Genomic DNA, 24726 nt, shown 5'->3' with positions numbered 1-24726 from the left:
ATTATCCATGTAAAAGAGAGGCGAAACAATGAAAGTATTAGATTCAGCTAGTCTACGTGATACAATGAAAGAAAGAAAGCAGCACTACAAAGAGCTAGGCACACAATTTTCGCAGCTTAAGCAAGATTTCCAGACTATCGTTGATTTAGACGATTTTGAAGGAAACGGTGCTAAAGCAATTAAAGGCTTCTATCAGGGGCAAATTGAGGTTGTTGAGGCATGGCAGCGGCTTATTGACAGGCAAATCAGCTTTTTTGAAGGTGTTAGCGGTAAGCTCGATGATAAAGATTTGGGCGGCGATACAAGGGTTGAATCAGCCTTTCTTGAGGAAGACTTGGCTCAGAAGGAACGACAGGCTGATGAGATGATTACAGAGCAGAGGAATTCATTAGAGCATATCTTTCGGGATATTGATGATTTAGTTCCACTCGAGTTATACTCTCGCAGTCAATTCGACGACTTAATGATGAATGCGAACAGCATGCGGACGAAAACAATCACTGCTGTTGAGGAAACAGATAAAGAGCTGAAGGAAGAGTATATGTCTTCAGAGGGAGAGGAAAGCTACGTCATCCAGTTGTTCGGCGCTTTACTATCAGCAACAAGCAAGGGCAAAAGCATTTCTCCCATTCATTTTGATGCAGATGCATACAACACTAGTGATATATATAAGCAAATAGGTGAAGCAGAAGCTGCCACTTTAAGCTATCTTACATACAAAAAAGAAGAGCAGGAAGCTAGAGAACTAGAGAACCGACCTGCAGTTGAAAAGGTCTGGGATGGAGTGAAAAGCTTCGTCGGCGAATTTACCGGCTATTATGACTATAAACGGGCAGTCAACGGCATCGATCCAGTCACAGGAGAAAAGATGTCAGCAATCCAGCGAGCAGCATCAGCTGGATGGGCCATTGCCGGATTCCTGCCAATAGTCGGCTGGGCGGGCAGAGCAGTCAAAGGCGGAAAAGGCATCTATGCTGCTACCAAAGGAATCAGCGCTGCCGAACAGGCCATGAGCACTTATAAAAATGTCCATGCCTTCACCGCTTTGGAGAAAACCGAAATGGGGATTTATGGCCTGCTTTCCGCTAACGGTCTGTCCGAATACGTGACAGGCAAAGATATGATCGGAAACGAACTCACAGAGCAACAGCGCCAAGCAAGTTTAGCTCAGAGCGTTTTTGCTGGTCTACCATTTGTGCCGAGTATGGCAAGAGAAGCAAGCAAACTAGGTTATCAAGCAGTCAACTCAACTGTTCAGTTTGGTAAGCAAGGAGCGGATATTACTAGATCAGTTATAGATGATCTTGGACAGAAGATTAATATTGGTCCTAATGTATCCTTCGCAGGTGGGATAGGTAACCTGAATACATATTTGAAGTCTGAAGGTAAGGTTGATGTTCGGAAGGTTAGTGCTGATAAGGAAGACAATTTGAGTGGTATGAAGTCTGCAGATGATAAGGGTACGAGTAAATATAGTCAGATAACCGAAGTAACAGGGGAAAACTTTGGAAAGCATATTATTAAAGGAAAGAATGGAAGGAAAGAACTGGCTCCAAATGTACGCTATATAACTGAGGAAAATTATAAATATACAACTGATGAAATTGGTAGAATAGTAGATGTAAACGCAGCAGAATTAATACTGGGAAAAGGAAAAAGAAATACAGCAATGCAAGTGGCAGTAGGTCGAGAAGATAGGTTGTTTGATGATGATGGTGGACACTTGATAGGAACTCAGTTTCGTGGTTCAGGAGATATTGATAATTTGCTTGCTCAGAATAAGCACATTAATCGCTCTGGTGGAGAGTGGTACAAGATGGAGACTGAGTGGGCAAACGCTTTGAAAGAGATTCCACCCAAAAAAGTTTCTGTGAAAATTAAGCCAGTTTTTGTTGAGACTTCATTAAGACCAGATTCTTATAAGGTAACTTATGAAATTGAAGGTAAAGGAATATTTAGGAAAACCATTGAAAATAGAGCAGGAGGTTGAGTATGGAAAAGGAAATGAATAGATTATATAGAGAGATAGCTGAAACAGTTAATGAAATGATTCCAGAAGATTGGAATAAATTTTATTTTTATGCCCAAATATCAGAGAATGGGGGAGGAACTTACTTTTTTTATAATACACTCGAAAATAAACAATATAAATACAGTTTAGAAATTCCCTTGAAATATCAAATTGATGAAGATGAATTTGAGAGAAAAGAAGATCTTTTATATAAATTGAGTAAGGAATTAAGAAATGTTTTTAAAGAAAATGAACAAGAACTTTGGTATTCTTTTACAATGTCGTTAGAGAGTAGTGGGAAATTTAAGTTACATTATGATTATACAAATTGGTTTGAGACAGAGTATAGTTTTAGTGATCAGATGATTATTTGGAAATATAAATATTTAGGTGAGATATCAACTGATGAAAACTACAAAGCATTAATTGATAAGTATCATAATGAATTTCCAAATAATCCGATTTAATTAAACAGTAGGATAGAGTATGAAAAGGCTATATATATGCTTGTATCTTTAATGAAGGAAGAATTATTATATAGCTAATTATAAAGCACTTGATTGCCTTTTAGGCAACAGGTGTTTTTGTTTTTGAAATTTAATTTGGACGACATGGGTGATGTTTAACTGAAATTCATTCATAGCTCATGAATATTATACCATCATGAAGTAGTGTTGTAATACTTGGATATTGTGAGAAGTACGATAATTTGGCGAGATGATTTTTTTCCATTATGACATGGAGAAAAGCTAAGAAACTAACGAGAATGACAAAACTCGTGGCGATAAACAAATATTGGGTATAATGCATTGAAGCGTTGTTTTTCAATGGAGTAATATTAATACATATACATATGTTTTAACAGGAGGTTCTGGATGAAAAAGGCGCTGGTTATTTTATCAACTTTTGCAGTTTTATTATCGGGTTGCGGAGGAAATAAAGAGGAAGCTAACCAAACACAAGCAGGAGAAGAACAAATAGCTCCGAAGGAAATGGATGCAAAGGACTTACCAAAGGTAACGGCCTTTCAAGATGAAGCAACAAGTGAATATATGGTGTCAACCAAAGAAGTAGAGCCTGGATACTATTTACTAGAATCCAAGACCCAAAGATTTAGAATGTTATTTCCTGATAAAGGAAAAGTTATCTTGAGTAGGTCTAGTTACATTAGTGAGTATGAAGAAAGTATTGGTTTTAACAGTTATGATGAGGACAATAACATTTTATTTGATGGAAAAGTTACTTATTATAAAGGACATAGCTTCGTTCAAGATACTGAGGTCATGCTAGAAATCATTAGTGGAAAAAATGACTATACGGGAGAATACCACAATGAAGAGAATAATAACAACAATATTTATCTAGCATCTAAGAAATATACCTTTGACAATATAGATAGAAAAAACAACTTTACCTATGGCTATTTTGGTTTTGTTAGATTTGAGGAAGAAAAAGATGAAGGCATTGAGTTTTCATTCAACTACAGCTGTAAAGATGATGATAAAGCATGCAATTTAGAAGAAGGGGAAACAAAAAATTCAGCCAAAAAAATCATCGAATCTATTTCATTTTTAAGTAACGGCAAGGAATAATCCTATGAATACAGTGTACGATACTACCAGAGATAAAACGATATAAAAAATAGTGGTTGTAATATTTTTTGAAGTCATCGTACAGTATGTTTTAACAGTTTTACATTAGGAACACGTTATCCACATAAAAATGGGTAAACGGTACAAGGAGTATAGTATATGGGGTTTAGTAATATATATAATCTAATACAAACAGAGTTTAAAGTGATTCAATGGGAAAAAGATAGTATTTGTGTTGCACCGAAAAGGGGAGAAAGCTATCCTGAAACTACTATTAAACTAACCTTTAATAAAGTAAGTAATCAGTACGATCTATATGAAAAAATTAGAGGGCAGGAATACAAAGTAGATGCATTTTCAGATGAATACAAGTCTGTATTAGCATTATATATCTTTTCGAAAAGTAAATTTGAAGTAAGAAAATATGATGCAAACGTTCAAGCGGAGATTGAGGGAGCAGACTCATTAAATGATGTGCAAAGGATTCTTAAAACCCATTTAGATGAAAAGTATTATTCTTTTTTAGAACTAAAGCCAGATAGAGTAATATTAGAAAAAGGTACAAATGATAGATATAATGTTTTATTCTTAGAAAAAAATGACTCTAAGATTTATATAGATAAATCTAGAAAATTGAATAGTGCAGCGGTTGTTCTATATAATTTCTCTATTAAATTAAGCCAATTTTATGAACTTATTGATGTTATTGATGTGAAAACAGATTCTGATTTTCTAGAAACTTTGAAGGGATTTTATATTTTAGGTTGAAGTTTACAGATTTATAGGAGTAAACCAATTTCTAAAGAGGTTATTTATACCTGGAGGTATTTGATGTATAAGGCACTGGTTATTTTATCAACTATTGCAGTTTTATTAGGGGGTTGCGGAGTGAATAAAGAGGAAGCTAACCAAACACAAGCAGGAGAAGAACAAAAAGCTCCGAAGGAAATGGATGCAAATGACTTACCAAAAGTAACAGCCTTCCAAGATGAAGCAACAAGAGAATATATGGTGTCAACCAAAGAAGTGGAGCCTGGATACTATTTACTAGAATCTAAATCTAAGAAAATCAGAATGTTGTTCCCAGAAGAAGGAAAGTATTCAGATTTATTATCAAGTTTTAGTAAAAACGAAGAAAACATTGGTTTTGATGAATTTGATAAAGAAGCAAATATTTTGATGAATGGACAAATTACCTATTACCAAGGACAAAGTTTTCTACAGAAAACCGATACAATGCTAGAAATCATCAGTGGCAAAAATAAATACTTAGAAGAATATCAGAAAGAAAATACTAAAGATACAGAAATATATATAGGGTATAAAAAAAGTGATTTTGATAATTTGGACAGAAAATATAATTACTCCTATAGATATTTCGGCTTTGTAAAACCTAATCAAAGCGAAATTGAGGGAGTGGAATATTCCTTTATCTTTACATGTAAGAACGATAATCAATCCTGTTCTTTAGAAGAAAAAAACGCAAGAGATAAGGTGAAAAAAATGATATCTTCCGTTCAATTCATCAGTAATATATAGGAATAGAAAATTGTCAAGTAATGAGCTATTTGTTTAGTTATAAAGGGTAAAATGTTCCTCGGAATAATACTCTTCAGATGAACAGTTATGAACGCAGGAACTGAACAATTTGTGCACTGATTGATGGCTAGACATTAGAAGTAATAGCATACCAAGATAGTAAGGTGATAAATGTGTCTAAGAATGAGTTCCTAAAGAAACTTAAAGCGGAAAAATTAAATACAGGAGAATATATAATTGTCGTTGATTACCTAACGGATGAACCACTTGTGATGGGATGTACTCAAGAGAGTGAGGTTTGGAAAATATACGAAACGAAAGAGCGGGGTGGTCACTTTATTATAAAAGAACTAGCTGATGAACATGAGGCATTTGACTATTTTTATCAATTGTTATTAAGTAGGCATAATTATTTAACACAGAATAACTAAAGTGTAACTTAATTATAGGAAATCCTATTATAGTTTAACTGGAGTCATAACTAGTCAGAGTTAACAGTAGAAAATATTGAAATATTTATAGATTTTTTAACTACACGAACAAATAGTAATTTGTTGTGAAACTGTGGTCAAATCCCAAACTTATTTTGGGTTTTTTTTCTATAATAAATATTATTTCTAATGTTACAATAGTAACAATCAAATTAACATAAGGGGTACTATTCAGTGAAAAAAGCATTTTCCTTTTTTTCTAATACAGTAGAAGAATTTGAGCCATTTGTTAAAGCGAAAACTTTTTATTGGCCCAGATCAATTGCTACTAAAACAAAGTATCAAAGAGAGAATAACGTTGATTCTATTCAGGAAAACATAGGCGATACGGTATATATAATTGCGGGGGCAAGGGTTAAGAATAATATCAAGGATCAGGATTTAAAAAATAAAATAACTGGATTTCCTATGGTAACACATAAAGGAGTAGTGAAAGAAATATTTAATTACCCAGTCTTGGGGTATCGGTATACTCATGGTCGTAATCCGGATAGTTCGTTTATGCTTCCATTTGATTTTCTTGAGGAATTTACTAAATTAGATGTTTATTTAGGTAAACAATTCTTGCAGGAAAATAAAGAAGAATTAAAAATAGCTATACAACTTGGCAAAATCATTAAGAAATTATTAGAGAATGACGAGATCGAGTTTAAACGCGCTTATTATAAAAATAATTCTATTTTTATTCAAAACGATACTTTAAACAGTTTGTTTAAGCTCGATCATGAGCTATTAGATTTTACATATCAACAAGCAGAAGTTAATGATAGGCTTACATATCGAGAAATGCCTAGTAAGCAGTCTTTATTAAAAATAGTGGAAGAGTGTAACAAGATTGGCTTAGATGGGGAATCCCTTATAAAAAAATTGAGGACTTGGCGTGGGAGAGAATTTGTTAAAGTTGCTATTGAAGATGAGGTATTTACAGAGATAGAAGGTAAGTTGCAAGAAGGTGTATCTACAAGATTAATTCTTAAAGAAGATGATAGTGATGGGTTACTTACTGACATAATGCGCAAGATTGATATAGATACAAGATTTGCTAGTAATCAAGAGGAAGTGTTAAATATGCAGTTGCCTAAAAATCAAATTTTGTATGGTCCTCCAGGTACAGGGAAAACATATTCGGTAGTCCGTAAAGCATTAGAAATAGTTGCACCAAAATTATTTGATGAAATTGCCTCCAATGAGGAACAAAATCCAGGAATTTCTTATAGAGATCAATGGATGGATGCTTATAAGCATTATACTGAAAATAAACAAATTCAGTTTTGTACATTTCATCAATCATATACTTATGAAGACTTTGTTGAAGGGTTGCGAAGTGACGAAAACGGGAAATTCGTTCCAACAAACGGTATTTTCCTCGATATTTGTGAATCTGCATCATTAAGTAAGAAGCAGGTAGCAAAGTATGAATTTGATCCGGAAAAAATTAAATTTTATAAAATGTCATTAGGCGATAGTACTGTTGGAACGGATATATATGAATATTGTATTGAAAAAAATGTATTAGCATTGGGTTACGGTGGAAATGTTGACTATACTGATTGTAAAGATAGAACAGGAATTAGAGAAAGAATTGTTGCTGAATATGATGGAAACGATAATCATGATGTTGTCTTGAGATTTATGGATTACTTTAAACTTCGGTTGAAAGTTGATGACATTGTGTTGGTTTCTGATGGAAATCATAAAATTAGAGCTGTAGGTCGCGTAACAGGTCAGTATGAATACAATCCAAATGCTGAAATTAACTATAACCATTTCCGTTCTATAGAATGGCTATATAGCGGTATATCTTTAAGTGTAGGACAATTCCTAAATGAAAAAGTTTTATCCCAACAAACAATTTACCAGTTTGATAAAGCAGACTTGAATTTAGAATTTATTAAAGAGTTATTAAGTAAGAATGAAGACAATGTTGATATAGATCCGAGAAAATTTGTATTAATAATGGATGAAATAAACCGCGGAAACATCTCAAGGATCTTTGGCGAACTTATTACATTAATTGAGGAAGATAAGCGAATAGGAGAAGAAAATGAAGTAGTGGTAAAATTACCTTATTCACGTAAAACAATCGGTGTTCCATCAAATTTATATCTTATCGGAACCATGAACACAGCAGATAGATCTATCACATTAATGGATACAGCCCTAAGAAGAAGGTTTGATTTTATTGAAATGTTACCCGAAATTTCATTATTACCTGAGGATGTAGATGGTATTAATGTAAAAAAACTTGTGGAAACAATTAATCACCGTATCGAGTATTTATATGATCGTGATCATACAATAGGGCATGCATTCTTCTTAGGAGATAACCTATCAGATCAGAAACTAATTGATATAATGCAAAAGAAAGTAATCCCTTTACTACAAGAGTATTTTTATGATGAATGGGATAAAATCGAGCTAGTTTTGGGTGGGGCAGCTAATAACAATGATAATTACAGTAATTTCTTTATTAGAAAAGAAATTTTATCTCCAACTAAAATTTTTATTAATTTAAAAAGTAATAATTACTTGGAGGAACAAGTAAAGTATTCATTTGTTTCAAAGCCAACTAAACAAGCATTAATAAATATATACGAAGGCCAGAATGGAAAATGAAGAAAATCGTTATAACTGAATGTCACGATGTTTTAAATATTACTGAAAATGGTGGGGTGAATACTTTATCACAATCTGAAGCTGATGAGTTAGCAAATTTTATTAGAAATGAAAACATAAAAAGAGAATATATAAGTTGGGATAATAAGAGTATCACTTTTATAAATTATGTTGGTTATATTCAGTGTTCGACTTTTTCTATTGAAATTTTGCCAAAGGTGGCAATCCACAATGATTTTATTCAACAGCGAAATGTATTAATTGAAATGCTAAATGAGAGTGGATACATAAATGTTACTACAACGAGCTTAGCACAACTTCAATTAGTGAATGGGTCTTTACTTGAGATATTTGGTCGTATTTACGCATCTAGTTTATCTTCAGAATTAAGTAAAGGGGTTACGACGAAATACTTACAAATAGAAAAAAATCTAACCACTTTAAAAGGTGCTCTAGTTATTTCGGATCATATTAAAGAGAATTTAAGCCGGAATAAAAAATATATGGCTTACTGTGAATATGAAGAAAAGATAATTGACCATGAACTGAATCAAATATTTATTGCAGCTAATAGAGTGCTGCTAAAATATATCAATAATTTAGAGACTCAAAAGTTGTTAAAACAAATTGATCATGTTTTGGATGGAGTAAGATATAAGTTATTTTCCAAAATAGAATTATCGAGGATAAAATTAGATCGAACAAATAAAAGGTTTGCATTGCCTTTATTGCTAGCAAAGCAATTTTTAATGAATATAACATCTAGTTTTAGTGCAAATAAAGAAACTTCTTTTTCGTTTCTTTTTGAAATGAACGATCTATTTGAAAAGTACATCGCATCTTTAGTGAAGAAATTAACGGAGTACACTGTTTTTGAACAGCATAACAAATACCGACTGTTAGTAAAGGAAAATAATAATCGAGATATATTTCAGTTAAAGCCGGACGTAGTTATTGATAATGGAGAAGCACAAATTATAATTGATACAAAATGGAAGTCGTTAACAAAAGGAAATCGTTCAGGAGTTAAACGGGAAGACCTATTTCAAATGTACGCTTATCTAACAAGGTACGAACGAGCTCAAACTGCAATATTATTATATCCAAAACAATTAGGTATTGGCTTTGATGAGGATATACAACATGAATCCTGGTATTTACATGTAGATGAACAGAAAAAGCTAAAAGTGTATTCGTTGTCTTTAGAGAATAAGTGGAAAACTACAGAAGAACTTAAAAATATACTTCAAATAAACGGGTATTAAGAAATAATTTCTGTTTATTTCTTTTATAAATAAAGGTGACTTTAACTAAACAAAAATAATGTTTCAAATATCGAAAATATCAAAAACTACGATTTTAAATTCGTAGTTTTTTTCTTAATAAATATTTTACGGAATTTAATGAGTATTCGTTAATTATTATACAGAATATTTAAGTATTCATTATTTAATACATTTTTAAATTAAATTAATTTTTACAATTAAAATCACCCTGCTCGACTCGACATATTCCGACAAATATGTCGAGTTTTTTGTATTAGAATAATAATACTGATCGTTATTACCTATTACAAATGGCTCTTTAAATAGATAGGATTTTCTTAACTAATAATTATGCTTAATCTTATATAAATTAGTTTTCAATTACAAAATTTTTTTAACAGAGGTGGCACCACCAGTGAATATAGAAGATGCAATAAAATATGTAGTGGAGGAAGTAGAGGATCCTGCACTAGAACAGCCAGATTTAGAGGATTCTTTTAAGAGCAAAGTAAAACGCACTAAAATTTTAGTGAATAGAATGAAAAAAATTGGTGATTTAAATAGATACTTGAAGAGGTTCGAAATTGTTCCACCTGCTGGAGATCCAAAAAGAGAACTATATGATCGACTTAAGGGATTGAACCTTAAAACATATGAAGACCTTTACCCAGAGTTTGTACAAAAGTTTGCGAATTACATTGACGATGTTACAGTGCTTGATGACTTTGTGATTGGGAGTGAATATACGTCATGGGATATTTCAATATTTTCACGAACCTATGATACACAATCAGGTATTTATCTTATTGGGGATGAACCAAATTATCAAGCAATTTTTGTTAAAGCTACCTTTGCGGAAGGTAAATACCCCAATGAATGGATTGAAAGCAATAACGTCCTAAAATACTATATGTATAGTCTGAAGAGTGTTTTCAAAAAGGAATATAAGTATAATGCAGCGATTATAAATTCAGTAAGAACTAATACTCCGATTTATGTTTTCCAGAAAGATGATACAAGATTAACATTAAAAGGGATTTATAGATATGAAAGTGACCACAGTAATCCTGAGGATGAGTCAAGATGGTTTCTACTTCATAAAGTTAATACTATAGACACGAAAAAATTAATGACTATAGAAGAATTTAACAATGAATTAGGAAAGAAAGTAGATAATTCAAAGAGAGAGACGCGTGAACAAAGAAGAAATCGCTTAAGCAATGCTGGGAAAATCCCTGAAAAATCAGTAGTTACTTTAACACAGTTTAAACGAAATCCAGATGTTATAGCAGAGGTCTTAACTCGTGCAAATGGTGTTTGTGAAAAATGCCGCAAGCCAGCAGCCTTCATCAGAGCAAGTGACCTGTCACCATATTTAGAGGTGCACCACAATATACCTCTTGCAGAAGGTGGAGAGGATACAGTCGCAAATGCGGTTGCGCTATGTCCAAATTGTCATCGTGAATTTCACCATGCTGCTAAGGTTACTACAGTAGTAGTTGGAATACTAATAAATCAAGGAGAAATATTATTAGAAAGCTGTGCTGATCAAAAGTGGAAGCTTCCAGGCGGGAGATTAAAAACAAATGATACACCTGAAAGAGCATTACGTCGTGAATTAAAAGAAGCTTTCGGTATGAGATTAAAGCTGGGTAAATATTTTGGTGAAGGTATTTATAAGGAAGGTTCCGAGATTTACAGAGTTATGGCCTATAATATTAAAAATATAAATGAAGACTTCAACTACAAAGAGCTACAATTTATAAACCTAAGTAGATTGACTATAGAAGATTTTTTGCCATTACAATGCCCAATCGTTAATCAACTTTTGGATAGAAACACTGTTAGCAGCTTAATTACAGGTGGAAAAGGAAGAAACCATGAATAACTTCGGATGGAAAGGCAGCTTAGTGGATTTTATTGAAGCTGACAGAGATGAAATTGTTAATAGTCTTTGTATGCATATATATAACCAAACCTCAAAAGAAGCAAAACAAAATCCTAATGAGGAGAGTACCATTTCTCAAATAAAATCCTGGTATGATTGTATCGCTTACTTGAAGGAAGAAATACCTTATTTTAAGCATATGCCTGGGTTTTTAATTTTTGAATATGAAATATTAAGAAGCGGTCGACGCCGTCCTGATGTATTGCTATTTTTACCTGAAGAAGTATTAGTGCTTGAATTTAAAAGATATTCTAATGTGAATGACCCAGAATATGCACAAACATCATTCTATATTCGAGACATACAGCAGTACCATTCAGCCGTACAAGAATTTGCATTAAAGGTCAGGGGAGCTCTTGTTGTAACAACTGAGGAGAAGGAATTTCAACAAATCCCTGATTACCAGATGTATCAATTGGGAAAAAGAGGGCTACGTGAATTAACTAATAGAGTTGGAAAGCATATTACAGCTAACTCCCTGATCTCAGCAGAGCAATTTTTAGAGGGGACGTATCAGCCTTTACCGACGATTATTGAATCTGCCCGAGCAATTATGAGGGATGAGCCTCTCCCACAAATAAAAACATTGAAAAGTAGTAATTTTAATACAGTAGTTGCAGAAGTGAAATCAATTATAGAAATGGCTAAACAAAATCAAACGCATCACCTAGTGCTAGTTTCAGGTGTCCCAGGTGCAGGTAAAACCTTTGTCGGCTTAACCTTAGCTCATGAAATAGACAAAGCAGTATATTTATCTGGAAACGGCCCACTTGTTGATGTCCTACAAGACAGTCTAAAAAATAAGACATTTGTACAAGCTCTATATGGATATAAAACAGATTATCTCAAGTATAACCGTGTACCAGAAGAACATGTCCTCATCTTTGATGAGGCACAACGAGCCTGGGATGCAAAGCGGATGAAGATCAATAAAAGCGAACCAGATGTAATGATAGAAATTGCTAAACAAAAGACATGGTCAGTTGTTGTAGGTTTAATAGGCGAAGGTCAAGAGATCCACATTGGAGAGGAAGGTGGCATTGGCCTATGGAATGAAGCAATCAAAGATAAAAGCTTTCATGTACACGCAAAGCACCATCAACAGGTCTTTTCAAACGCTTATTCATATCATGAAAATCAACAATTACACTTGAATACTTCCCTTAGAACACACAATGCATTAATGTATTTCGAATGGGTAGAGGCATTTATTAATAATGATCGAGAAAAGTGCAAAATACTAGAAGAAAAACTAAGAAAAGAACGATTCACGTTAAAGATTGTAGATAATTTACAAGAGGCAAAAGAATATGTGCAAAAAGTATATAAAGGAACAGATAAAACATATGGCATTGTAGCCTCTTCAAGCATTAAATATCCAAAAGGTGTAAAACTAGTACCAACTTCTGCTCGATATGTGATACCAAAAGCGCATGTAGAATATTTTAATTACCCAGAGTCTGAATATTATTGCAAAAGGTTAGATTATGCAGCAACAGAGTTTCAAGTTCAAGGACTTGAGCTGGATATGGCCATAGTGTGTTGGGGAAATGATTTAAGCTGGGAAAACGGAAAGTGGAAGGCTGAATATTTAAGAAAGGGTGCTGAAAATCCTGAACAGCTTAAGCTTAATGTTTATAGAGTGTTGCTTACTAGGGGGAGAGATGGGGTTATTATTTGTCGGAACTTATAAGAAAATAAAACTTATTTCACTCTAAATTATTGCCGGAAGTTAGGAATTATATTGATTTTAAAAAAATAGGTAATTCGGTTATTGTGGATAACTTTTCCATATTAAAAATTGATTACAATATGGGAAAAAAGTAGTATACTAATTTTTGTTATTTAAGGATTAGGGTGGGAGAAAAATGAATAAGATTAATATTGAGATTACAATTTTAGGAGAATACTCTACATTTGATGGTTTAGTAAGTGAAGCAGAGAAACTTCCTAAAACTCAAAGAGAGCATTACAAAAAGGTATTGGGACTATTAAAGAAAGAAGCGAAGGATGAAAAATTCTACTTTCTTACAACAGGAGCTTTCAAAGGAACAACATTTGGATACTTATTTTTTACTGAAAATAAAGTTGTTCTTATTGAAGTTAAACCCCCCTTCGGTAAGTTGAAAATTCATGTATATGAATACAAAAACTACAACGAAGTTGATTATGATATGACTAAAGCTCTTGGAATAACTAATAATATGATTTATCTTAATAAGTCTGGATTGTTTGGTGGTAAAAAAGATAGAGTTTCTCATATTTCCTCACCACAATTTATTGATATATATAATTTTGTGAAATTGCATATTAATTAAGTTTATACAAGATGTACTATAATTTTGAGTGCATCTTGTATTTATTTTTGGGAAGGTAATGGAGTTAGTATAGTTTTATGGACACCACTTAGTTAAGTCCTTACAATGTAATTCATGGAAGGATGTGTCCGTATGGAACGTAATAACACAAGCAACAAATATAATGAAGATTTGAAAAGAACAGTTGTGGATTTATATCATTCCGGTACCTCTGTGAAAGAATTAAGCAACGAATATGGCGTTTCTGAAGTGACTATTTATAAATGGATTAAGGATTTTACTCCTATTGGAACGGGGGAAGAATCCCTCACTCCTAAAGAGTTGGCTGCCATTCAAAAGGAGAACCTTCGGTTAAAACAAGAGATTGAAATCCTAAAAAAGGCTATGGACATATTCGCGGAAAAATAACCGATACAGAGCTTACCAATTTTATGGAGGTACACAAAAAACATTACTCGGTTCAAATGATGTGTGAGGTACTAGCTGTTCCGAGAAGTACATACTACCATTCTTTACAGAAAACAGAGTCCACCCGTGAACATGAAAATCATGCGATAACCAAGAAAATAATACAAATCCATTAAGAGAGTAGAGAACGATAAAATAAATCGAACACTTCTAAAAAGTGGGCTCTCTGTGAGTTTAAAACGTGTACAGCGACTCATGATAAGAGCGAAAATCCGTTTGATCACCAAGAAAAAATACCGACCGTACTCCAGCCGAGAAAAAGTGATGGAACGTAAGAACCTATTAAATAGAGACTTTTCGACCACCACTATCCATGAGAAATGGGTCGCAGATATCACCTACATTCACACGATAAGAGACGGATGGTGTTAACTGGCTTCCGTAATGGATTTACATTTCAAGAAAATTGTAGGTTTTTCGTTTTCACGTTCCATGACAACAGACTTAGTAATGACCGCTTTAGGAAACGCTTACTCTACTCAAAAGCCAGCTAAGGTTTACTTCTACACACAGATTTAGGTTCACAATACACTAGCTCAGCATTTATGCAATACGTTCAATCTTGTGGTGTTATTCAATCATTTAGCCAAAAAGGTTGTCCTTATGATAATGCCTGTATCGAGTCCTTTCACGCTATTTAAAAAAAAGAAGAAGTAAATCATGAACAATATTAAGACTACCACACAGCCAAACTAGCGATGTTTCAATTTATTGAAGGTTGGTACAACAGAAAAAGAATACATAGTAGTTTGGATTACAATACTCCACAGACAGTGGAAAATTAAATGAAACAATCAGCGTAGTACTTAACTTTTTTGTGTCTAAAATATTGACTCAAATCCAACTTTGAAACAAGTGCATCGATAATACAGATAAAAATTGTATTATAAGCGATGGGGGAAATGTTTAATATTTTTATCTAAAATAAATGTTTTTAAGATGGTAAAATGTTAAAAGATTTTCTTATTAGTAACCCTTACAATTTTTAAAAACTAAAATAATTAAGTAATTGTATATTAGAACTGACTAATACTAAGCACTTTTTTCTATGATGTTACCAACAAATATAGGTGGAGAAAATAAGTCATACATGATTTATTCTTCTCCTTTTTATCTTTTTACTAAAATAGATATTCTACAATAAACATTTTGAATAAATTGATTCACTAAGAGCGATGAAATATTATGATATAATATAGGAAATAAGTAATGTATATATCAATAATAGAAGGTATAAATATTACTAAATTACTCCATAATTGTGAAATTTAAGTAAGATTAAAATTTTTATTACTTTATTAAAGATCAGAAAAAGATTGGAAAAGTGAGGAAAGCAACATGGCTGAATTAAACTTAAAATTATTTAGTGCCGCAGACAACTTGCGTAGCAAAATGGATGCATCAGAATATAAAAACTACTTATTAGGATTAATCTTTTATAAGTACTTATCTGATAGGTTGTTAGAAAAAGTAGTCGAAATAGCAGATGAATCGCTAGAAGAATATAACAAACCAGAAAAACAAACCGGGTTGTATCGAGATTTATTAGCAGATGGAGAGCTGAAAAATGACTTGATTGAAACGTTAGTGGATACATTGGGCTATGATATAGAACCAAAGTATTTATTTAATGTATTAACCGACGAAGCTAAGCAAAACACGTTTCAGTTGAATGACTTGAATAAAGCCTTTATCGATTTGTCTACGAAATATGAACAATTTAATGGATTATTTGATGATGTAGACTTGAAATCAAAAAAATTGGGATCAGATGACCAACAACGAAACATTACCCTTACGGAAGTTCTGAAGAAACTAAATGATGTTGATGTGCTAGGACATAATGGCGATATCATTGGGGACGCCTATGAGTTTTTGATAGGTCAATTTGCCTCAGAAGCCGGTAAGAAAGCTGGTGAATTCTATACACCGCATGAAGTATCTGACATGATGGCTCGTATTGCTGCAATTGGTCAAGAGGACAAAAAATTGTTTAGTGTATTTGACCCAACGATGGGATCAGGTTCCTTGATGTTAAATATTCGAAACTACATTAACTATCCAGATAATGTAAAGTATCATGGACAAGAATTAAATACAACGACCTATAATCTAGCTAAGATGAACTTGATTTTGCATGGTGTTGATAAAGAAGATATGCGTTTACGCAATGGGGATACATTGAATAAAGATTGGCCGACAGATCAGCCTTATACCTTTGATTCCGTCCTAATGAATCCGCCATACTCTGCAAATTGGTCTTCAGATTATACTTTCTTAGATGATTCTCGTTTCAACCGATATGGGAAATTAGCGCCAAAATCAAAAGCAGACTTTGCTTTTCTTTTACATGGGTTCTATCATTTGAAAGATTCGGGAACAATGGCAATTGTCTTACCACATGGAGTACTGTTCCGTGGAGCTGCAGAAGGTGTAATTCGTAAGAAATTATTAGAAGATGGCAGTATTGATTCCGTTATTGGCATGCCAGCAAACTTATTCTTTGGGACATCGATTCCAACAACAGTTATCATTTTGAAGAAAAATCGTACCACTCGGGATGTTTTATTTATTGATGCAAGTAAGGCGTTTACGAAAGGAAAGAATCAAAATAAACTCTCCAAAGAAAACATTGAAAAGATTGTCGAAACCTATAAGAAGCGAGAAGATGTGGATAAATATGCCCACATTGCTAGCTTTGATGAAATTAAAGAGAATGATTTCAATTTGAATATTCCCAGGTATGTAGATACCTTTGAAGAAGAAGCGCCTGTTGATATGGCTACAATCGGCTCAACCATTCAAGACATTCGAAAAGAAAAAGCAGAACTAGAATCTAACCTATATGACATGATTTCTTCGCTACAATTTGATGAAGAAAACGCAGAATGGATTAAGGGTGCGTTAGAGGTGTTTAAGCGTGAAAAATAACCTTACACCAGAAATTCGATTTACTGGGTTTACTAAAGATTGGGATCAGCGGAAATTGGAATCAATAGTGGATAGGGTGAAATCATTCTCTTTATCTCGTGATGTCGAGACGAGTGAATATACAGGATACAAGTACATTCATTATGGTGATATCCATACAAAAGTTGCAGATCTAATAGATGAGTCTAGCGATTTGCCGAATATAAAAGCTGGAAATTACGAACTGCTGGAAAAGGGGGATATAGTAGTAGCTGATGCTTCTGAAGATTATCAAGGAATAGCCACACCTGCTGTGATTACGATAGATATTCCCTACAAGTTAGTTTCTGGCCTCCATACAATAGCTTTGAGACCAAAACAAGTAGATCCTTTGTTTCTTTACTATTTGATTAATTCACCAAATTTCAGGAAGTATGGTTACAAGATAGGTACAGGAATGAAGGTATTTGGAATTAGCGTAACGAACCTTCTAAAATTTGAAGGAATGGTCCCGTTATTAGAAGAACAAATCAAAATCGGTATCTTTTTAAAACAACTAGACGACACGATCGCTCTTTATCAGCAAGAACTAATCATCCTCAAACAAATAAAACAGGGATTCATGCAAAAAATGTTCCCAAAAGAAGGGGAGTCCGTGCCAGAGATTCGCTTTCCTGAATTTACCGGAGATTGGGAACAACGTAAGTTATCAGATATAACTGATAGTATTGGTACTGGGAAAAGCTCGTTTATAAAACATAAAAAATCTGCTGATAATCCTTATGCAATATTAGGATCTACTTCTATCATTGGATATGATAGTGAGTTTGATTATGAGGGAGATTTTATTCTCACTGCACGTGTAGGTGCAAATGCTGGTAATCTTTATCGATCTTATGGAAAAGTGAAAATCACTGATAATACTGTATTTATCAAGGGTAATAACTTATCTTTCTTGTATCCACTACTTAATAATTTTGATTTAAAAAAGCTATCATTTGGCACTGGGCAACCGCTTGTAAAAGCGAGTGAACTAAAAAATCTTAGAATGAAATCCCCATCTTTTGAAGAACAAACCAAAATCGGCAACTTTTTCAAACAAATAGACGACACGATCGCTCTTCATCAACGTGAATTAAATGCCTTAAAAGAAACTAAAAAAGCATTTCAACAAAAAATGTTTGTATAAGAAAGTAAAAGCGAGGGAGAAACATGACAAAGATACCACATAATGATGAAGCTAAAGTGGAACGTCAACTGATTGAAGTATTAGGGGAAGGGCATAATCAGTGGAATTACCGTCCGGATTTAAAATCAGAAGAAGACCTGTGGAATAATTTGCGTCAAAAGATTACGCAAAATAACTTATCAGAAATTGGAGAATATCCCATTTCTGATAAAGAATTTGAAACTATTAAAACAGAAATCCTTTTAAAAACACAAACACCTTTTGATGCTGCTAGATGGCTCAAAGGGGAAAATGGAATCTCTCGAATTACGATTGAACGTGAAGATATATCTCTAGGTTCCATGTCGTTGGTGTTGTACTCCAACCAGGATATTGGTGGTGGAATTTCTACGTACGAAGTTGTTCATCAGATTGCGAAACAAAAGACAAGCGTAGATGGTCGTGATCGTCGATTTGACGTGACACTTTTAATCAATGGGTTGCCAATTGTTCAAATTGAATTGAAACAGGTCAGTGCCAAAGATGGTGTATTCCAAGCCTTTAATCAAATCAAGAAATATGCAGAAGAAGGGATGTTTAGAAATAATATCTTTTCTACTCTACAGTTATTTGTTATTTCCAATGAACAAACTACCCGCTATTTTGCTAATGCGCTTCCAAAAGATATGCATAAGAAATTTGTTTTTAGTTGGCGGACTACAGACAACCGAAAGGTAGAAAATCTCTATGAATTTGTGAAACAAGTTTTAAATATTCCAGATGCGCATCGATTGATTGCTCACTATACGATTGTGAGTGAGGACCAAGATAACAAAGCATTAATGGTTTTACACCCTTATCAAATTCATGCCATTGAAGCTTTATTTACATCTGCCATGAAACATCAATCAGGGTTTGTATGGCATGCGACTGGCTCAGGTAAAACGTTGACCAGTTTTGTTTCTACAAAGTTATTAGCTCGCAAACCCGGTGTAGATCGTACCATTATGCTTATTGACCGTAAAGACTTAGATAATCAAACGACATCAGAATTCACAAAATTTGCTTCCGAGTTTAATACTGGTATTTCTTCAGGGGCTGCCAAATCTAATAGCTTGGTTGTCGGAACCGGAAGTGCGAAAAAATTAAGTGAAACTCTTTTATCGGATGCTAATTCAAATACAGTGATTATTACCACTCGTCAAAAATTAGAATCTGCCTTACGCTATGCTCAAAGACTAGAAGAACAACAAGGTACTCAGCGCTTTAAGAAACTAGTGGGACAACATATAGTATTTGTAGTGGATGAATGCCATCGAGCGCTGAGTGCAGAAGGAATGGCAGCGATCAAGGGGTTTTTTCCAAATTCTACATGGTTTGGATTTACAGGCACACCGATATTTGAGGAAAACAAGAAACAAGCTAAAGGCCAATTAGCTCGGACCACTCATGATCAATATGGAGAAGTCTTGCACACCTATACCATTAAGAATGCTTTGGATGATAATGCTGTTTTAGGGTTTCAAGTAGAGCACGAAGATACGATTGAACCAACATCATTAAATAATTATATTTTTAATCAACTTCGTCAAATAGAGAAATATGCCAGCTTTACTAACCATGAAATTAACGACATTATTGATAAAATGGATGGAAGAGAAAAGGAAGCATATCTTGAACCATCTTCTTTTGAAAGTGATGAACATATTCAAAAAGTCATTCATAAGATTTTTCGACCGGATAATGCCTATATCAAATTTGATTTCCAAAACGGTCGCCCACAAAAGTCTGCCATATTAACAACAAGTTCTATTGATATGGCGAAACGCTACTATCATGCAATTAAGAAAATGACTAAAGATCCTGACTGGTTAACGAAAGAATTTGCAGGACATCCGATTCGAACGGGGCGTACGATTGAAGATCCAGATTTCCCACGGGTTTCCATCACCTATTCGATTCAAGAAAACGAAGAAAATTCCAAACAAATTCAAGATGAAATGAAAGAAATTATCAAGGACTATAACGATTATTATCACACTGCTTGGTCGATAGAAGATATTGAACGATACAATGGAGATATCAATAATCGTTTAGCTCGTAAGAAAGCAGAATTCAAAGAATTTGGGAAACATGTTGACCTTGTCATTGTTGTAGATCGCTTATTGACTGGATTCGATGCACCTACCATTCAAACATTATTTGTGGACCGTAGTTTGAGTTATGCTAATTTGATTCAAGCCTTTTCACGAACCAATCGTACCTATCCAGGAAAAACAAAAGGATTGATTGTGACATTCCGAAAACCTTCAACGATGGAACAAAATGTAAAGGATGCCACGAAGTTATACTCTGAAGCACAAGAGGAAACTAATCTTGTGTATCCAACATATGACGAATCGAAGAAACGCTTTAAAAAGGCTCACAAAGCGTTAACAACATTAGTTCCATATCCAACCGATATTAATGAGCATTCAACTCTTGAAACTCGGGTTGAATTTGTGAAGGCATTCCAAAAGTTAAACAATGCCTACGAAGCTTTAGTTACGTATGATGATTACAACGATGATATGGAAAAATCAAAGGCACTTCAAGAACAGGTGAAAACCTTAGAGGAATATATTGGTGTATATAACACGATCAAGGGTTCACTAGTAGAGGAAAGGGGCCAAGATGGACCTACTCCAGATTTATCAGACATTGAATTCTATGGAGAAAATACAATAAAGATTTATGATATTGACTCCACCTATATTGATCAACTATTAGGAACGTACTCAGCCAATAATCAGAATATCCGTGACGAAATTGAAAAAGCACTTCAAAAATTGAAGAAATCAGAAATTGTTAAAAGTGTATACCGTGCAATTTTAAATGCTATTGATGGCAAAGAAATAGATACTAAGGAAGATATTCTTGTAGTCAAACGACGCTTCTTTACTGAATCCTATAATAAAGCGATTGAAGAGTTTGCGAATACTTGGTTTGTTCAAGAAAATGAGCTACATTTATCCGCGATTCAATATGTGATAGGAACAGACCCTATTCCGAATATGGGGGGAATCATCGATAGCAAGCAATTTGATAAGTATAAGGCTGTACATCCTGAAGCAAAATCATTGAAATACGGGCCGGAAATGAAGCGCCAGTGGAGAAAAACTTTAGATGAAGTAATTGTACCTTTGGATAAAGAATTACGTTAGATGATCTATTTTAGACAAATTGATGAAAGAACATTAGATGGTTATTGGGAGCTGTATTATGAACAAAGAAGGTCAAGAAAAGATAGATAAAAATAGTTTGAATAATATAGAAATTATCGGAAACAGTTTAATGGACAAAGGGAATCTTAAGTATAAATACAAGAATATAGTTATTGTTGGAAACGGATTTGATATGAGTCTTGGTCTAAAAAGTTCATACCAGAATTTCATTGAATACATTAAGGGTAGTAAAAGGTTTGTTAAAGATTATGAATTATATAATTATAATAGGCTTTTCTTAAGAAAGTATGAAAAATTCCATTTGAATTGGTCTGATTTCGAAAGTTTATATGAAGAAACTGTAAGAAAAATAAATAACAGATCTGAGAAAAATGAAGAACCGCAAGATTTATTTGATATAACGTCCATAAATAATTCTATTAAAAGTTTAGAAGAAGATTTTCAGGAATATCTTTTAAATGAATATCCTAAGTGGATAGAACAGAAGACGATTTCTATTGGGAATTCTGGTTACAAAAGATTTACAGAAGAAGTGAACCCTTTTTTTAAAAAAATGATTAAAGATGAAAATACATTTTTTATAAATTTTAATTATACGAACACAATTGGGGATCTATGTGAAAGTGTACTTTATCATTCTGAACTAGCGCAATCTAGTACAGAAGTGAAGAAAGCGAAAGAAGGAAGAATTTTTCATATACACGGAAGTTTAGAAGAAGAAAACATTTTATTTGGCGGTGGTTTTACTGATAGCGAGGATATTAATAGGATTCATTATTCTCAGTCTTTAATAAATGATAAGTTGTTTAGAATTAAGGAAAATGATTTATTAAATGCAACAAGAACAAGGATAATGTCTACCATTGATTTGAACAATGAAGATGTAAGAAAAGATTTATTTATTATAGGACATTCTCTTCAAGGTAGTGATTTTCTATTTTTGTCAAAATTAATTCAAAGAGCAGACAAAGTATTTTTGTTTTATTATGAAGATGATTACATTTTTAAGATGGAAGAAATTTTGAAGAAATTTGGATCTTCAGTTGCTGAGAAAATTGTGTTGGTTCCTTTCTTAGAAATATTATTACAGGATAAACAAATCGTATCTAGTTATGAAGAATATGAGACAATAAATTCTTTTTTACCAAATAAATTTCCAGATGAAGATATATTTTCTGACTTGTCGTTAACTATAAACCACTTTACTTTTAAAAATATTAAGGAATTGAGAATAAACGAGAGCAACATAGAAAAAGTTCTCTATATATCAAAAAGTATAATGTTCAATAAAAGTGCTTCTAGGATAAATCGTATTTATTTTGAAAAAACAATAGATTCAACTGAATTTAAAAAACTTACTAACTCTGAAGATTTTTTAATGTTACTAAAATGGGTTGAAAAGGTTATCTTTTCTAATACAGAAATAGATAGTGAATTTTTCATTCAACTTTTGGCTAATGGTAGCAGTTTGTCATATATTAGTATGGAAAATTGCACATTAGTGAGTGAGAATAATGTAACTGTAGATATATCTTCATGTGAGTCATTGAATAGGCTTGAAATAATTGATTGCTCATTTACAACTAATACCATAGAAGAAAGAAATGGATTTTTCAATATTAAATCAGATACAAAGAATCATATTGAAAAATTAACAGTAAAAAGAAATACTAATCTAGTAATTGAGAAAAATGTTTTTGAAAAATCAACAAATTTAATAGAGCTCAATATCTTAATAACAGATATAAATATTGAACAAGAAGAGATTCACTTAAAAGATTTGGAAAAGTTACAAGTTGATCATTCATCTGGTATTGTTCCTAAAATTACAGTAGGAAACAAAATCGAAGAAATAATTGTAATAGGTTATTCTGATGAGTTTTTTAATCTCTCATCAATTATGAGAAGTAATGAAGTGGCAGTTGGTTTCCCTAGACTTAGACTCTTTCATTTGAAAACTCCAGATCAAATGACTTCATGCCGTAAGCTTATTGTTGATGTTATTTTAGATGTTTTTTCAAATGATACAAAATTTATTGTGGATAAAGATGTTAAATCAATAAAAGAATATTATATAGAGAATAGGGAACCAAAAATTCAATTCTATAGTCATTTAGAAGGATTAATAGATAAAAAAATATTGTTTAAGTATCAAAATTTGTTTCTAGAATTATCGAATTTAACAAATCAATCAATTGTTGAAGAATTTCTAGAAGAAATAAGTACTAAAATAGAAGTGGAAATTCGAAATTTTAAGCAGAAAGGTTTTATTATAGAACATGATGTAGATAGTTTAGAACAAAATGATGAATATGATTCGCAGAGAAAATCTACTACATATAAAAATGATAATATATACTCAACTAGTGATAATTTGTTATTTGAATACTCAACTGCAACTATATCTGAGCCTCAAGAACTTTTTGAGTATTTGGAGCAACAAAATAAAGCTAAAATTGTAATTGAAACTTATCATGAAATAGTGAAAGAGATTAAACATACAAAATTAAAATCAAAAGAAGATATACTAGACCTTAAGCGTGAGTTTTTTAAACATGCTCTGGATAAAGTTATTAAAGAATTTTCTGAAAAGTGGTTTGTTTCGGAAGAAGAACTAAAACTATCGGCTATACAGTACGATGTAGGCATTAAGGAAACTCCTAATATTGGGAGTGTGATTAATAGCAAAAAATTTGAAAGATATAAACTTAAAAATCCGGAAGCTAATCCAATTAAGTATCCCCAAGCAATGAAACGGGATTGGCAGAATGAGTTGGACGAAAAAGTAGTCTGGTTGAATGATGAATTGAGAAGAGTTGAAAAACAAATATTTTCAGAAGATAAAAAACTTGAAAGTCAAATTGTATCTAGTTACTAAATGACTTAGAACTATTGTGTTAAAGCTAAAAAGCACTTCAGAAATATACAACAAATACTAGTGTGTATTTTAGGACCTAGAAGAGCCTTCAATAGATAAGGATTCTTACAAGCTTAAATAACTTTCAAGATTGTACTATTACCGAAGAAACTTGATACAAGCCTTGGTGTAAGGTCCACATTAATTATCGCTTTAACAAATAGAATTAATAGCATTTTAAAAGAGTGGATGCTAATTAAACATATTCCTTTTAAGCGGAATGGAAGTGCTTTAAAATTTAATATTTGCTCCTATTCCA

General features: G+C 32.8%; 15 protein-coding genes and 1 pseudogene. All 16 read left to right on the top strand.

All coding sequences use genetic code 11. The features are described 5' to 3' along the window. The first annotated feature begins 28 nt into the window (after positions 1 to 28). Entirely contained in the window at positions 29 to 1990 is a 1962-nt protein-coding gene (locus tag NQZ71_RS20945; RefSeq protein ID WP_317012325.1) for a T7SS effector LXG polymorphic toxin, read from the top strand. A 2-nt stretch (positions 1991 to 1992) separates the two neighbouring features. After that, positions 1993 to 2478 (top strand): antitoxin YezG family protein, encoded by a 486-nt coding sequence (locus NQZ71_RS20940; protein WP_182104201.1) that lies wholly within the window; start codon positions 1993 to 1995, stop codon positions 2476 to 2478. Between the two features lie 408 nt (positions 2479 to 2886). Then, positions 2887 to 3603: a lipoprotein YvcA gene (locus tag NQZ71_RS20935; RefSeq protein ID WP_317012324.1), complete on the top strand. Its 717-nt coding sequence runs from the start codon at positions 2887 to 2889 to the stop codon at positions 3601 to 3603. Positions 3604 to 3762: 159 nt separating this feature from the next. Next, positions 3763 to 4371 (top strand): hypothetical protein, encoded by a 609-nt coding sequence (locus NQZ71_RS20930; protein WP_317012323.1) that lies wholly within the window; start codon positions 3763 to 3765, stop codon positions 4369 to 4371. 63 nt (positions 4372 to 4434) lie between these two features. Then, positions 4435 to 5142 carry a lipoprotein YvcA gene (locus NQZ71_RS20925; RefSeq protein ID WP_317012321.1) on the top strand — a complete coding sequence of 236 codons (708 nt, stop codon included), beginning with the start codon at positions 4435 to 4437 and terminating at the stop codon, positions 5140 to 5142. Positions 5143 to 5315: 173 nt separating this feature from the next. Beyond that, positions 5316 to 5573: a hypothetical protein gene (locus NQZ71_RS20920; RefSeq protein ID WP_182104203.1), complete on the top strand. Its 258-nt coding sequence runs from the start codon at positions 5316 to 5318 to the stop codon at positions 5571 to 5573. A gap of 234 nt (positions 5574 to 5807) precedes the next feature. Further along, the gene (locus NQZ71_RS20915; protein ID WP_317012319.1) at positions 5808 to 8249 is read left to right on the top strand and encodes an AAA family ATPase; all 2442 of its coding nucleotides are present in this window, start codon (positions 5808 to 5810) and stop codon (positions 8247 to 8249) included. Continuing rightward, a complete protein-coding gene (locus NQZ71_RS20910; protein ID WP_317012318.1) occupies positions 8246 to 9514 on the top strand; it encodes an McrC family protein in 1269 nt (422 codons plus the stop codon). The genes NQZ71_RS20915 and NQZ71_RS20910 overlap by 4 nt, the downstream gene beginning before the upstream one ends. A gap of 415 nt (positions 9515 to 9929) precedes the next feature. Then, complete coding sequence (locus tag NQZ71_RS20905) at positions 9930 to 11402, top strand: HNH endonuclease (protein WP_317012317.1); 1473 nt, start codon at positions 9930 to 9932, stop codon at positions 11400 to 11402. Further along, complete coding sequence (locus NQZ71_RS20900) at positions 11395 to 13155, top strand: DNA/RNA helicase domain-containing protein (RefSeq protein ID WP_317012316.1); 1761 nt, start codon at positions 11395 to 11397, stop codon at positions 13153 to 13155. The genes NQZ71_RS20905 and NQZ71_RS20900 overlap by 8 nt, the downstream gene beginning before the upstream one ends. Positions 13156 to 13330: 175 nt before the next feature. Next, positions 13331 to 13780 carry a PH domain-containing protein gene (locus tag NQZ71_RS20895; RefSeq protein ID WP_317012315.1) on the top strand — a complete coding sequence of 150 codons (450 nt, stop codon included), beginning with the start codon at positions 13331 to 13333 and terminating at the stop codon, positions 13778 to 13780. A 132-nt stretch (positions 13781 to 13912) separates the two neighbouring features. Continuing rightward, positions 13913 to 15033, top strand: a pseudogene (locus NQZ71_RS20890) (IS3 family transposase). Positions 15034 to 15586: 553 nt separating this feature from the next. Continuing rightward, the gene (locus NQZ71_RS20885; RefSeq protein WP_317012314.1) at positions 15587 to 17179 is read left to right on the top strand and encodes a type I restriction-modification system subunit M; all 1593 of its coding nucleotides are present in this window, start codon (positions 15587 to 15589) and stop codon (positions 17177 to 17179) included. Next, the gene (locus NQZ71_RS20880; protein ID WP_317012313.1) at positions 17169 to 18347 is read left to right on the top strand and encodes a restriction endonuclease subunit S; all 1179 of its coding nucleotides are present in this window, start codon (positions 17169 to 17171) and stop codon (positions 18345 to 18347) included. The genes NQZ71_RS20885 and NQZ71_RS20880 overlap by 11 nt, the downstream gene beginning before the upstream one ends. A gap of 23 nt (positions 18348 to 18370) precedes the next feature. Continuing rightward, positions 18371 to 21529 (top strand): type I restriction endonuclease subunit R, encoded by a 3159-nt coding sequence (locus NQZ71_RS20875; protein ID WP_317012312.1) that lies wholly within the window; start codon positions 18371 to 18373, stop codon positions 21527 to 21529. A 58-nt stretch (positions 21530 to 21587) separates the two neighbouring features. Beyond that, a complete protein-coding gene (locus NQZ71_RS20870) occupies positions 21588 to 24428 on the top strand; it encodes an AbiH family protein (protein ID WP_317012311.1) in 2841 nt (946 codons plus the stop codon). Positions 24429 to 24726 lie beyond the last annotated feature (298 nt).

It is taken from the genome of Niallia taxi (assembly GCF_032818155.1).
Taxonomy (GTDB): domain Bacteria; phylum Bacillota; class Bacilli; order Bacillales; family Cytobacillaceae; genus Niallia; species Niallia taxi_A.
The sequence above is the reverse complement of the archived record's forward strand: the minus strand, read 5'-3'. Positions and strand labels throughout refer to the sequence as shown.